Raw genomic sequence first — 14170 nt, 5'->3', positions numbered from 1 at the left:
GGGACAAGGTATAAAATTTATATACTTATGTTATACATAATGTTTAATTATTTTTGATTTTTAACACCTAATAGTATTTATTTTGCCTGTAGCCCAATTTTTAAATTAAAAAGGTATAATTAATATAAATATTTGCTTATTTATTAAGTGAAAAAACTGGGAACTGATGCTTGAAAGTTATTTTAGGGGATTAGATATTTATAAAAGGTATCCAACAGTGCAAACATGGTTTTTATACCAATTCATTTTAATGGATTAGGGGTGTTGTACTAAAAATTCCCGACTCCACAACCATTTTTGCCGCTTTTACAACAAAAATGTGGTCTGGTCTAAGGAAGACCCTAGATTTATACCGACCAATAAAAACCAACATGTATGAAAAAAGTACTTACGACCTTTGTTTTTGCACTTTTAAGTCTAGGCTTGTTTGCCCAACAAGGCATGAAACTAGGAATCCATGGAGGTCTGCCATTGGATGAATTCCAGGATCAACTTAGCCTTGTTGCGGGAGTGGATCTAGGATATCGCTGGGGTCTAAGCGAAATAGTGGACCTTGGGGTAATGGTAGGTTTCGTAAATGGATTTCCGGAAAAATATGATAGGGACATCTTTGCCGAGGATCTGCCTAACATTCAATTTATTCCCCTCGTTGCTTCTGTAAGAATATGGACATCCAATTCGTTCTCCCTTGGGGCCGATGTTGGTCAGGCCATAGGTATAAACGACGGCAATGACGGTGGATTATATTATAGGCCAACCATTGGTTATTTAATGGGGGCACAAACGGAAGTGAATCTTTCCTATACCGGTATCAAATTGGATGATGTTACTTGGACGACCCTTACTCTTGGTGTAGTCTATACCTTTGATTTTTAGGTCTATTAGTCTTATCCTTAAGTTTAAGAAAGAGAAGTTTTCCTTGATCAGTGTTTTTTAAGGTGGGAATTATATATTCCTAAGCTGTTGTTATTTTATTCGACCATCTTATAATTAAAAGTTGTGGTATTAATTCGCAGGCACTTTTCATTGTTGCATCTAAAAAGCAGCACCAAAAATTTCAAAATCTCCTTATAAGCGTTAGGAAATTGTTAATGCGTCAGACGGCATTGGTAAAACGATCTGCATTTTAGACATAGGGCATTGGTTGTTATTTTTTTATAATGTAAAGTGTTTTGTTTCAGGAAATCAGAGGCACCGGTTTGGGCTGTTCCAAAAGGAGTTTATTTTCTTGAGTATACCTTAATATATAGTTTGATTTTTTTATGATACTACTTAATTCATTTTGTGTTATTAAATAGTAAACGCAAGGTAAAATCATAAAATCGCTCAATTTTCCTATCACCAATTATATAGTTTTGCTGTAAATAACCAATTAAGATTATTAATCGGTAACGAATTTATGGGTCTGTAGAAATTGATTATGGGGATTTGTACCTTCGTTGATAAGGGGCAAGATAGTATGTAGCTTGCTTTATACCTGGTTTGGCAACCCTATAGGGGTTGATATTCAGGTCAGGAAATATTAACCTGGATTAGGGCAATTATACTCGTAAGAAATTTCTTCCTAATTCGACTTATGCAAACCTTTGCATTGTTTTTTAAGACCGTAAAATTTCGATATCCTTAATTTTGTGTTAAATTGGTTATGACAAAACTAATTAAAACTACTAAAATATGAAGAAACTGAAATTTTTGATGTTTGCCTTTATGATAGGCATATCAACAACATCATGGGCACAGACCACGGTTAGCGGTACGGTGTCCGATGAACAGAATGTTCCCTTGCCCGGTGCAACAGTTCTCGAAAAGGGAACTAAGAATGGAACAACAACCGATTTTGATGGTAATTTTACAATCCAAGTAGCTGATGCCAATGCAACACTCGCAGTGTCTTTTTTAGGGTATGCAACCTCAGAAATTCCGCTAAATGGTCAAAGCAATGTAAGCATATCGTTACAGGAAGACTCCTCATTATTGGACGAAGTGGTCGTTGTGGGGTATGGAACTCAAAAAATTAAGGACGTTACAGGTGCGGTTAAAAGGGTTACCAGTGAAGACTTCAATAAAGGAGTTGTAAACAATGCGGGTCAACTTATACAGGGTAAGGCTGCGGGTGTAAATGTTACCTCTTCAAGTGGTGAGCCTGGTAGTGGACAACGCATAGTAATTCGTGGACAAGGGACTATCCGTTCAGGGTCAGGGCCATTATTTGTTTTGGATGGTTTTCCTCTTGGCTTGGCAGGTACGGGTTCAGGTGAAAGTCCTTTGAATTTTATAAATCCAGACGACATTGAATCCATTGATGTGCTAAAAGATGCTTCGGCAACGGCAATCTATGGTTCAAGAGGTGCTAATGGAGTGGTCATTATTACTACTAAAAGCGGAAAGTCTGGTGTTTCAAAAATATCACTTTCTACCGATGTAGGTGTTTCTACATTGGCACGTAAATTGGATGTATTCAGTGCTGATGAATTTCGCAGGGAAGTGGCAGCAATTCCTGGAAGTGAACTGATAGATGGAGGAGGTTCTACCGATTGGCAAGAAGAACTGACCCGGGCCGCAATTACGCAAAATTACAATCTGGTTTTATCCGGGGGTACCGATAAATTAAATTATTACGCTTCCTTAGGACTACAAGATCAGGAAGGTATTGTTTATAATTCCGACCTAAAAAGAACAAGTGCCAGAATTAACGTAACCCAAAAATTATTGGATAATCGATTAAGAATTGATTATAATTTGAATACGACGCTGACCGATCAATCCAGAAATAATAATTTGGGGTATTCCACCAACCCTACATTTGACGCATATACTGCTGATGGGGAGATTAACAATCCTCTTAATTGGAACAATCCTTTATTGTCCAATAAGTATAATGGGGATTTTTCCGAATCTAGACGAATATTGATCAACATAGCACCTTCTTTCGAAATTTTGGATGGTCTGGTATACAAACTAAATTATGGCTATGAAAATAGATCATCGGACAGGGATCAGCAAACTATCGCCAATAGTGATAGAAATGATTTAGGTTTTTTAAGACAGTCCTTTGGAAAATATGAAAATAACCTAATTGAAAACTACTTGACCTATACTTTTGATGTAGGAGAACACAATCTAAGTATTTTAGGGGGTCACTCTTATCAAAAGACTTTTGCTAGAAATAGTAGTTGGTCCATTGACGAATTTCCATCTGATACAGGTATAGACCCTCGTAATAACCCAGGACTGGGAGGGGATACCAATATAACTGACCATAGACCTACTGGAAGTACCTATGAAGACGAATTACAGTCATATTTTGGCAGGGCCAATTGGAGTTTTATGGATAGGTATCTATTTACCGCAACGGTAAGAGCTGATGGTTCCTCAAAATTTGGTAAAAACAATAAATATGGAGTGTTCTCGTCCTTTGCAGGATCTTGGAGAATTATTGAAGAGGATTTTATGGAGGGTTCCATCTTTAGCGATTTAAAATTAAGAGCTGGATGGGGGCAAACTGGAAATCAGGAAATTCCAGGGAAAATTACAAAAGCCTCCTTTAGGGTTAGTAACTCTAGTAATGTAAGTTATCCAATAGATCAAAATGGTGCTTATCCAGTGGGATCTGAATATACCCGATTTGCCAACCCGGACATTCAATGGGAGGTTTCAACCCAGTCTAATGTGGGTGTGGATTTCGGATTATTTGATGGTAGTTTAACAGGTACCGTGGATTATTTCCATAAAGTGTCGGACAATATCTTATTAGAGGTTGTCCCAGTAGACCCTATTGTTCCGGCACCAACGTATTGGACCAATGTTCCTGACATGACCATTACCAACAAAGGACTTGAAGTAGCATTGGATTATTCAAAACGTAATCCTGATGGTTTGTCTTATGGATTTGGAGGAAATGCCACTTTTATTGATAATTTAGTGGAGGATTCCCCTTTTACCATTGTAACTACGGGATCTGCCTCTGGACAAGGTCTTACGGATGCTACTATTAATGGATTTGTTAGCGGAGAGGCCATTGGCGCTTTTTATATGCAAACATTTACTGGAATTGGTCCGGACGGTTTGTCTCAATTTGCGGACAATGATGGAGATGGTGAGATAACTGAAAAAGATAGGACCATTGTAGGAAGTGCTTTGCCCGATCTAACCTATAATTTTTACGCAAATTTAAAATATAAAAATTTTGATTTTACTTTGAATTTTAATGGGGTATCCGGAAATGAAATTTATGACCATACCGCCATGGGGAGTTTTTATAAAACCTTGTTGAGCAAATCCAATAATACTACGGCTGCTGCGATTGAATATCCAGAAGAAAGTATTATAAACTCGGCTGCGGTTTCTACGCGCTATTTAAAAGATGGTTCGTATTTAAGATTGAATAATATGACCCTTGGGTATTCGTTCGATACAAAATCCATGTCTTGGGCCTCTAATTGGTTACAAGAATTTAGATTGAGTTTTACAGGCCAAAACTTATTTGTAATTACGGATTATGATGGATATGATCCAGAGGTAAATACGGATAGTTCAACCAACGGAATTCAATCCTTTGGTATAGATAAGTTCGCCTATCCAAAAGCGAGAACATTTGTTTTTGGTGTGAATGTATCCTTTTAATAAAAAATAAAATTAGATATGAAAAACAAGATAAAATTAGCATTGTTGTTCGGCAGCATGTTATTAAGTTGGAATTGTACGGATCTAGAAGAGAATGTTTTGGACGAATCTTTGAATCCTAGTACTGAAGGTATCGATGAAGCTGTAGCAGCTATAGCTCCCGTGTATGCAAATGCAAATAATGATATTTGGAGGCATACTAAATATTTTGCCATGCAAGAAATCTCAACGGATGAAGCCATATTGCCCTATAGGGGCGGTACGGATTGGGGCGATGGAGGTAAATTTTCGGATTTATACCGTCATGCCATGACTCCAGGAAATTCCATCATGAAAGATGTTTGGGAAGGAACTACAAAACATATAGCCAGATCCGTAAGTGCTATTAATGCCTTAGAGCCTTTAACTGAAACAAATCCTCAAGCGGTGGTTTATTTAGCAGAAGCCAAGGCTATGAGAGCGCTTTATAACCATATTTTATTGGACGCATTTGGTTTGGTATTTGTCAAGGATAATATTGACGATCAATCCGTAATATTAAGGGGGAGTGAGGCAGTTGATTATTTAATAAGTGAGTTGAAGGCCGTTGAACCGGATTTGTCAACCACTACTGCAGTTGGCCCGGGAAGGATGACAAAGACTGGCGTACAAGCATTGTTGGCTAGAATTTATTTAAATGCGGCCGTATATAGAGATCCTTATGGAACACCTAATTTCAGTGCGGCAGATATGGATGCAGTAATCCAATATACAAATCAGGTAATCAATTCTGGTGAGCACGCCCTTTCTGCAGAATATTTTGAAATTTTTGACGATGAAAATCATACAAACAAGGAATTGATTTTTGCTATTGATCAGCGTCCAGATTTGGATGGTCATAATCGCATGGCTTATTTCTCTATGTCCGGAGATTTTTACCCACTTCCAGAATTTCCTAGTGCCAATGGTACTGATGCTGCAGCGATTACTCCGGATTTTTATCAGACCTGGGTAGATGCCTATGGCGATGTGGATCCAGCAGATGCCGATCCCCGATTCCATAAGGATAATTTGATAAATGAACCTGGATGTGTGAGCGCCGCAGATTTCGAGGTCGATAGAGGTATTTATAGGGGCTTGTTGTACGGATTGCAACATGATCAAGGAGGCGACCCCTTTGAACGATGCGAAGGTGATAAATATGTAGTGGACCTTGTTATAAATCGTAGGTCCGAGGTAGGTGATCCAGTTTTTCATTCCTTGGAGATCGATTTTACTACCAATAGTTCGCACAGTAACGGATACAGGGTGTTGAAGTATGAGTTTAGTAAAACTTCAGATTCTGGCCGAAACAAAGGACAACCTGATCTTGTAGTACTGCGCTTGGCCGATATGTACCTAATGCGTGCTGAAGCAATGCTAAGAAAGGGAGATGCCGGTGCGGCACTGGCCGATGTTAATTTCGTTAGAGCATCTAGAACCGCTAGGTTTACAGCTCCGGCACTTGACGCAATGGATCTTGACATTTTGTATCGTGAGCGTGGATTTGAATTTTATTGGGAATTTCAAAGACGGACCGATATGATTCGTTTTGGGAAGTATGAGGACTCTTATACTGAAAAAACAAATTCCGATCCCCAAAAGCGTCTTATGCCAATTCCTCAAAGTGCTGTTGATGGCGCCTCAATTCTTGACGGTTATTTGGTTCAAAACGCTGGATATTAGAAATAGTTAAGTGTTAATATTAATAAGGGCGGGCAAATTTTTGCTCGCCCTTATTGCTTTTAGGGTTATATAGAATATGAAAATAATTCTTAAGACATTCTATTTAAAGACGCTTCAACATATCATGATTAATTATTTTTCATGGGTTTAACTTTGCAAGCTAATTTAGAATTTTTGTTGTATTTTGGTTACCTTGTTCAATTCCCTAATTTGGGGCCATAATTGGTTAGATGAAATTTTTTGGTTTCATAGGGTTGACATCTTGTAATAAATGTGAATATGAAAAGGGAAGTACGGATTGGAAATGACAATTTATTATGAAGAAAGGCCGCGTTACTATTAAAGACATTGCGCGCGAGCTCAACATAGCTCCTTCAACAGTGTCCAGAGCCTTGAATGATCATCCAGCAATAAAAAAGGAAACCAAGGATGCAGTAAAGGCACTGGCAGAAGAGTTGGATTATCAGCCCAATCTTTTGGCTTTAAACCTGTTGCAAAAAAAATCCAATACCATTGGGGTTATAGTACCAGAAATTACTGGTCATTTTTTTTCCGCAATAATTACCGGTATTCAGGACGTGATTGTTAATTCCGAGTTCAATATCATGATTTGCTTGTCCAATGAATCCTATGAGGAGGAAATGACCATTGTAAAGAAGCTGTCAAAGATTCAGATAGATGGGGTCTTGGTATCGCCATCGTCGGAGACCAAGAATTTTGATCATTTTCGAAGGCTTCAAAAAAGCGGGATCCCTGTGGTGGTTTTTGATAGGGACTGTCCTGGATTGGAAGCTGATAAAGTATTGGTCGATGATTATCATGGGGCATTTCAGGCTGTGGAATATTTAATTGGAACGGGCTGCAAGAACATTGCGCACCTTGGGGGTCCCTTGAATTTGAGTACCACCGAACACAGGCTTCAGGGTTATCTGGATGCACTGGAAAAAAACAACATACCCGTTAATGGGAAACACATTGTTCATGTACCAGGGTTTTCACATAAAGATGGCATAAAACCGACAAAAAAATTATTGGAATTGAAAGAACGTCCGGACGCCATTTTTGCCTACAACGATAATATCGCAATTTCTGCCATGCACATCGCCAAAAAAATGGGTTTGAAAATTCCCGAAGAGGTCTCTGTTTTAGGCTTTGACGATGAACCGCATTCCTCGTTTATTACACCCTCCTTATCTACCGTTTGGCAACCGGTTTACAGTATGGGAATGCTATCTGCCAGAATTTTATTAAGTCATTTGAACAACAAGAATACCACACTGGAGTTTCGAAAGGAAGTCTTTAAACCAGAACTCGTTATTAGGGCTTCTTCCAAAGCAAATTAATTACTACCTCTAGAGTGAAATAATTCTGTAATTATGCAAACCTTTGCATAGACTTTTAATACGGAATTCTTCGAAACATCAATTATTTATTGTTATTTGTATAATATATTAAGGCTATAAATAATTATATCTAAATTTTGCATGCAAGTTTCGCCCAAAATATTATTTGAACATTGTTATGGCAAGTTTGCCATTCCAGCTGTAAATGTTTTTACCATGGAACAGGTCCACGGACTTTTTAGCTCCGGGGAAAAAGCCAATGCACCTTTTATGGTGCAAATTACACCTGCAGCACGGAATTACGCCCATCCTGAAATGCTTATGGCCATGATAACCGCGGCCTCCAAAATTCATCCCAGAGCAGTATTCTCCGTTCATATGGATCATGGGAACGAGGAACATGCTTTTAATGCTATTCAATCCAACGATTATGACTCCATTATGATCGATGCCTCCCATGATAGTTTTGATGGGAACGTAAAAAGGACCAAGGCAGTAGTGGAGAAGGCCCGTAAAAAGAACATTGTAGTAGAGGCGGAACTGGGGGTGTTAAGTGGTGTGGAAGATGATCTGTCCGTAGACGAAAAACATGCCAAATATACCCAGCCGTCCGAAGTGCAGGAATTTGTGGAATTAACAGGATGTGATAGTTTGGCGGTTGCAGTAGGCACCAGTCATGGAGCTTATAAATTTTCTGGTGGAGACGGTATTCAGTTTAAAATATTGGAGGAGATTCAGCGCAGATTGCCTAATTTTCCTATAGTGTTGCATGGTGGCTCTGCCGTTAATTTGGAGGAAATAGAACGGATCAACAAGGCAGGAGGGAATTTGAATGAAGGTGCCTCCGGGGTTTCGCCCGATGAGATTGTTAAATCCATTGCCTATGGAGTTTGTAAAATCAATATAGCAACAGATACCAGACTATTGTGGACCAGGGTGCATAGGGAATTCTTCAGGGATACTCCAGAGCTTTTCGACCCCGTTATTCCAGGCAAGACCTATATGGCGGAGTACGAAAAATTTATGCTGGAAAAGTTCGATCTATTGGGTGCCACCGGGAAAGTGAGCGACTTAAAATTTTAAAATTAAAAATTATGGAACATAATTCACATTTGCAGATAAAACCAAAATCCAAAACCGGGGTATATCATCAAATTACACCGGCATCGGCCAACTGGGAATATCTCAATTTTGAGGCAAGGTTAATGACCAAGGGGGAAACTTGGCAACACGATACCAAGGATAACGAAATGGTCATAGTGTTATTGAGTGGCAATTTTAAGGTGGAAAGCGATAAGGGAAACTGGGAAACAAAAAATGGCAGAAAGGATGTTTTTAGCGGGGTGGCCCATACTCTTTATCTGTCGCGAAATAGCAAATTCACATTAACGGCTATGAGCGATACTTTGGACATAGGGTACGGTTGGTGCAAGGTAGATGAGGATTTTCCTGCAAAATTCGTAACTCCAGAGGATACTCCCGTGGTTATTTTTGGTGGTGACAATGCTACCCGACAGTTCAATGATTTGGTGCCACCGGGTTTTGGTTGTAGTAAAATAGTGGTGCGTGAAGTATATACTCCTTCTGGCAATTGGAGTTCCTTCCCTGCCCATAAACACGATGAGCGGATAGTAGACGCTGAAGGAACGGTTTTGGAACCAATACAGGAGGAAACGTATTTCTATAAGTTTCAAAAACCGGAGGCATATGCTATTCAGCAGGTCTATACCAAGGATAGATCCTTGGACGAGATTGTTAGACCTAGACATAATGACGTGGTAATGATACCCAAGGGTTTTCATCCAGTGGTGGCGGAACACGGATTTCACTGTTATTATCTTAATTTCTTGGCCGGTACGGACCAATGCTTGGCCAATACCACAGACCCGGATCATGAATGGATTTATGATTCCTGGACCTCAAAAGACAAAAGATTGCCCTTGGTAACAGCGGAAATGAATAAACAATAATTTAAAATGAGCGATAAAAAGTTTGATGTAATCACGTTTGGAAGATCTAGTATTGATCTTTATTCACAGAATATTGGTTCACCATTTAATGATATTAAAGGGTTTGATGCCTTTGTGGGAGGATCTCCGCTCAATATAGCCGTCGGATGTGCAAGATTGGGTGTTAATGCCAGTCTTTTGACCGCGGTAGGTAATGACAAGGTTGGTGAGTTTATCCTAAATTTCTTGAATGGGGAGGGGGTAAACACGCATTGTATTCCCGTAAAAAATGGGACTAGGAGTAGTGCGGTTGTCCTGGGAATAGAACCTCCGGATAAATTTCCCTTGGTGTACTACAGGGACAATGCGGCCGATAGTCAGGTAGATATTGATGACGTGGACAAAGCCAATATTCCGGACTACAAAATATTGTTGATCAATGGTACTGCGTTAAATATAGAACCTACTAGGAGTGCTACTTTTTATGCCACTGAAATCGCTAATAGAAATGATGTCGACGTAGTTCTCGATCTGGATTTTAGAGCGGACCAATGGCATGATTACAGGGCATTTGGACTGACAATAAGGGCTATTTTGCCACGAGTGAAAATGGCAATTGGTACCGAAGAGGAGATTCTTGCCGCTACGCTCATCGATTCCTCACAAGTGACCATAAAGGAACAACAGATTTCCGCTCCGGAAATCAAAGGGGATATAGATGTGTCTATTAAGCAACTGCTATCCTCTGGCATAGAGACACTGATCGTAAAGCGAGGGGAAAAGGGCGCCAGTATATACCAAAAAGATGGTTCCAGGGAGGATGTTCCCGGGTTTCCGGTTGAGGTTTTGAATGTGCTGGGTGCAGGTGATGCCTTTGCCAGCGGATTCCTATATGGAATACTACAAGGATGGGATTTAAAAAAGGCATGCCGAATGGGTAATGCCAGTGGTGCGCAAGTGGTTACTAAAAAGGGTTGTGCCAATTTTATGCCAACCTTGGAAGAATCCATGGACTTTATAAAGCAGAAGGGCGGATTTTAATTTATATAGCGATGAAAACAAAAAGACTTACGGTGGCCCAGGCCACAATTGAATATCTTAAGAACCAATATGTAGAGCGTGATGGCGTTCAGAATAAATTTTTTGCAGGTTGTTTTGGAATTTTGGGGCATGGAAATGTGGCGGGTATAGGACAGGCACTTCACCAAAACTTGGATTTCCCATATTACGTAGCTAGGAACGAACAGGGAATGGTGCATACTGCTGCAGCTTTTGCCAAAGTAAAGAATAGGTTGCAAACCTTCGTCTGTACATCTTCTATTGGTCCGGGAGCCACCAATATGCTTACTGGTGCTGCGGCGGCCACTATTAATAGGATTCCTGTACTCCTAATTCCAGGTGACATATTTGCCACAAGACAGGTTGCACCGGTATTGCAACAATTGGAATCCAATGTAACCCAGGATATATCGGTCAATGATTGTTTTAAGCCCGTTTCTAAATATTGGGATAGAATTAATAGACCGGAACAATTGATTACAGCCTTGCCCGAAGTAATGCGGGTACTCACCTCCCAGGCCGAAACAGGTACCGTTACCTTGTGCATTCCACAGGATGTTCAGGCAGAAGCCTTTGATTTTCCAGAAGAAATGTTCCAGAAGCGTGTTTGGCATATAGGTAGAACTATGCCAGATCAAACGCTATTGGCAAGGGCAATTGAGCAAATCAAAAAAAGTAAAAGACCTATGGTCATTGCGGGTGGTGGTGCTATTTATAGCGATGCAACGGCAATATTAAAAAAATTGGTCAATAGAACGGGGATACCTGTGGCCGAAACCTTTGCGGGAAAGGGTTCCTTGGATTATAACGAACCACAGAACCTGGGAGCAGCTGGGGTAACAGGAACACCAGGGGCCATAGAGATAGCCAAAGAGGCCGATCTGGTTATAGGGGTCGGTACAAGATATAGTGATTTTACTACCATCTCCAAATCCGCATTTCAGGATCCCAATGTCCGTTTTATCAATATAAATATTACGGAATTCGATTCCTTTAAGCATGGAGCACTTCCTTTGGTAGGGGATGCTAAGGCCATATTGGAAACCTTGGATAAGGAGCTGTCCAATTTTAAAGTAAGCGCGGATTATAGTGAAAAAGTAGAAAACTTTAATAAGAGCTGGGATCAATTTGTAGCGGATATCTATGCCGAAAAGAATGAAGTGCCCGCATTTCAAGGGGAAGTGATCGGAGCTGTAAATTCATTTTCGAACCCAGAGGATATAGTACTCTGTGCCGCAGGCAGCCTACCTGGAGACCTTCATAAATTGTGGAGGACCAGAAACCCCAAAGGCTTCCACCTGGAATACGGTTATTCTTGCATGGGCTACGAAATTGCCGGTGGATTGGGTGCTAAAATGGCACGGCCTGAAAGTGAAATATATGTAATGGTGGGCGATGGCAGTTACCTAATGATGTCTCAGGAAATCGTGACATCAATCCAAGAAAAACAGAAACTAACAATTGTTTTATTGAACAATGATGGCTATTCCAGTATTGGAAGCTTGTCCAGTTCTCTTGGAAGCGAAGGTTTTGGAACTTATTACAGATATAGAAATGAGGAGACCGATCAATTGGATGGAGGATTATTGCCTATAGATTATGCGGCCAATGCTGCGAGTATGGGAGCCCATGTAATTAAAGTGAAAAATGTAAAGGAATTAAATGCCGCCCTTAAAAAGGCAAAAACCATAGACAAGACCACGGTAATCTATATTGAAGTGGACCGTAAAAAAGCTGTCCCAGGATTTGCCTGGTGGGATGTAGCGGTAGCCGAAGTATCAGAGAAAAGTGGCGTCAAAAAATCTTTGGAAACCTATAGGGAAAATAAGAAAACCCAAAAATATTATTTATAGACCATAACCAACCAGCCTTATGAATTCCGATCTCATCATTATTTTAACGTCTTTCCTGATTTTTACTGGAGGGGTTGCTTTTTTTACCTGGTACAGCCTTAGAAAAACCAATTTAACATCGTCCGATGGTTATTTTTTGGGAGGTAGAAGTTTAACGGGAATCGTAATAGCGGGCTCCATGTTGCTGACCAATATTTCCTCGGAACATCTTATTGGGATGAACGGTAATTCCTATGTCAATGGATTTATTGTAATTGCATGGGAGGTTACCTCTTCCATAGCCCTAGTAATTGCAGCCATTTTTTTTGTTCCCAAGTATCTAAAAATGGGATTGACCACAATACCGCAATTTCTGGAAAGTAGATTTGATGGGTTAACAAGGACTATGGTGGCCGCCATTCTTATCTTTTCGTTTGTGGTTACTTTGCTGCCTATTGTGTTGTATTCTGGTGCAATAGGTATTGAAAGTCTGTTTGGTGTTTCGGAGGCTCTTGGGGTAAGTAAATCTGAAGGGCTATGGATCACAGTAGTCATTATTGGGGTCATAGGGTCTATATACGCCATATTTGGAGGTTTAAAGGCCGTGGCCTATTCTGATACCATTAATGGATTTGGACTTTTATTGGGAGGTTTGTTAATACCAATATTGGCGTTGATGGCCATAGGGGATAACAACATTTGGGACGGATTGGTAAAGGTATATGACTATGCTCCCGAGAAATTCAATGTGGTAGGGGCAAGGGACTCTGTATTGCCTTTTGAAGTGTTGTTTACGGGATTGATCATTAATCAGCTATATTTCTGGGGAATGAACCAGACAATTATCCAAAGGGCTTTGGGGGCGAAAAATTTGAAGGAAGCCCAAAAGGGACTTTTAATAACCGGTCTTTTTAAGATTTTGATTCCCTTAATAATTGTGTTGCCAGGGGTAATTTGTTACTATTATTTTCAGGATACCTACTTTGACCAACAAGACACGGTTTATCCTCAGTTGGTTAAAAAGGTGCTGCCTGTATGGTTGATAGGCTTTTTTGCAGCCGTAATCATGGGAGCGGTTTTGAGCACCTTTAACTCTGTATTGAATTCAGTGGCAACCTTATTTAGTATGGACATTTACAAGAAACATATAGCCAAAAATGTAAGTGATACCAAATTGGTGAAGATTGGAAAAGTAACCTCTGCCATATTAGCAGTTATGGCCATTTTTGCAGCTCCAATGGTGGCCAATGCTTCGGATGGACTGTACCAATTGTTACAGGAGCTTAACGGAATATTTTTTATTCCTATTGCCTCCATTTTATTGGCCGGTTTCTTTATGAAAAAAGTCTCGGCAATGGGAGCTAAAGTGGCCCTAATTTTTGGACTAAGTTTTTATATTTTTATGACTTGGGGCTATACCTCCCATGGCATTCATTTCGTACATTTATGGGGGATAGAATTCTTGTTGAACGTGGCCATAATGTATTCTGTATCCTACTTCTATCCCAATAATAACAAGTATGAAATTACGGATGTCGGAGCAGTAAATCTGACCACCTGGAAATATACCATACCCATGTCCATTGGGTTATGCGCTGTTACTATTCTAATCTATGTTTTGCTCTGGAACAACCAATAGGAGCTCTATAATCAAAAATAT

At 39.9% G+C, this 14170-nt stretch carries 9 protein-coding genes; all 9 read left to right on the top strand.

Annotation, left to right across the window (positions count from 1 at the left end):
* The first annotated feature begins 375 nt into the window (after positions 1–375).
* The 9 genes from H4O18_RS10180 (at position 376) to H4O18_RS10140 (ending at position 14149) form a co-directional block, all read left to right on the top strand.
* A complete protein-coding gene (locus tag H4O18_RS10180) occupies positions 376–876 on the top strand; it encodes an outer membrane beta-barrel protein (RefSeq protein WP_187584147.1) in 501 nt (166 codons plus the stop codon).
* A 798-nt stretch (positions 877–1674) separates the two neighbouring features.
* A complete protein-coding gene (locus tag H4O18_RS10175; RefSeq protein WP_222942388.1) occupies positions 1675–4623 on the top strand; it encodes a SusC/RagA family TonB-linked outer membrane protein in 2949 nt (982 codons plus the stop codon).
* A gap of 18 nt (positions 4624–4641) precedes the next feature.
* Positions 4642–6327 carry a RagB/SusD family nutrient uptake outer membrane protein gene (locus H4O18_RS10170; RefSeq protein ID WP_187584145.1) on the top strand — a complete coding sequence of 562 codons (1686 nt, stop codon included), beginning with the start codon at positions 4642–4644 and terminating at the stop codon, positions 6325–6327.
* Positions 6328–6644: 317 nt separating this feature from the next.
* Positions 6645–7670 carry a LacI family DNA-binding transcriptional regulator gene (locus tag H4O18_RS10165; protein WP_187584143.1) on the top strand — a complete coding sequence of 342 codons (1026 nt, stop codon included), beginning with the start codon at positions 6645–6647 and terminating at the stop codon, positions 7668–7670.
* A gap of 141 nt (positions 7671–7811) precedes the next feature.
* The gene (locus H4O18_RS10160; RefSeq protein WP_187584140.1) at positions 7812–8753 is read left to right on the top strand and encodes a class II fructose-bisphosphate aldolase; all 942 of its coding nucleotides are present in this window, start codon (positions 7812–7814) and stop codon (positions 8751–8753) included.
* 11 nt (positions 8754–8764) lie between these two features.
* A complete protein-coding gene (iolB, locus tag H4O18_RS10155) occupies positions 8765–9640 on the top strand; it encodes a 5-deoxy-glucuronate isomerase (RefSeq protein ID WP_187584138.1) in 876 nt (291 codons plus the stop codon).
* 6 nt (positions 9641–9646) lie between these two features.
* On the top strand, positions 9647–10660 hold the full coding sequence (gene iolC, locus H4O18_RS10150; protein WP_187584136.1) for a 5-dehydro-2-deoxygluconokinase: 1014 nt from the start codon (positions 9647–9649) through the stop codon (positions 10658–10660).
* An 11-nt stretch (positions 10661–10671) separates the two neighbouring features.
* Positions 10672–12531, top strand: coding sequence for a 3D-(3,5/4)-trihydroxycyclohexane-1,2-dione acylhydrolase (decyclizing) (gene iolD, locus H4O18_RS10145; protein WP_187584134.1), 1860 nt, complete (start codon positions 10672–10674; stop codon positions 12529–12531).
* A 19-nt stretch (positions 12532–12550) separates the two neighbouring features.
* A complete protein-coding gene (locus tag H4O18_RS10140; RefSeq protein ID WP_222942387.1) occupies positions 12551–14149 on the top strand; it encodes a solute:sodium symporter family transporter in 1599 nt (532 codons plus the stop codon).
* Positions 14150–14170: the final 21 nt, after the last annotated feature.

The organism is Arenibacter arenosicollis, from assembly GCF_014397245.1.
GTDB classification, from domain to species: Bacteria; Bacteroidota; Bacteroidia; order Flavobacteriales; family Flavobacteriaceae; genus Arenibacter; species Arenibacter arenosicollis.
This window is presented reverse-complemented; position numbering and strand designations above follow the sequence as displayed.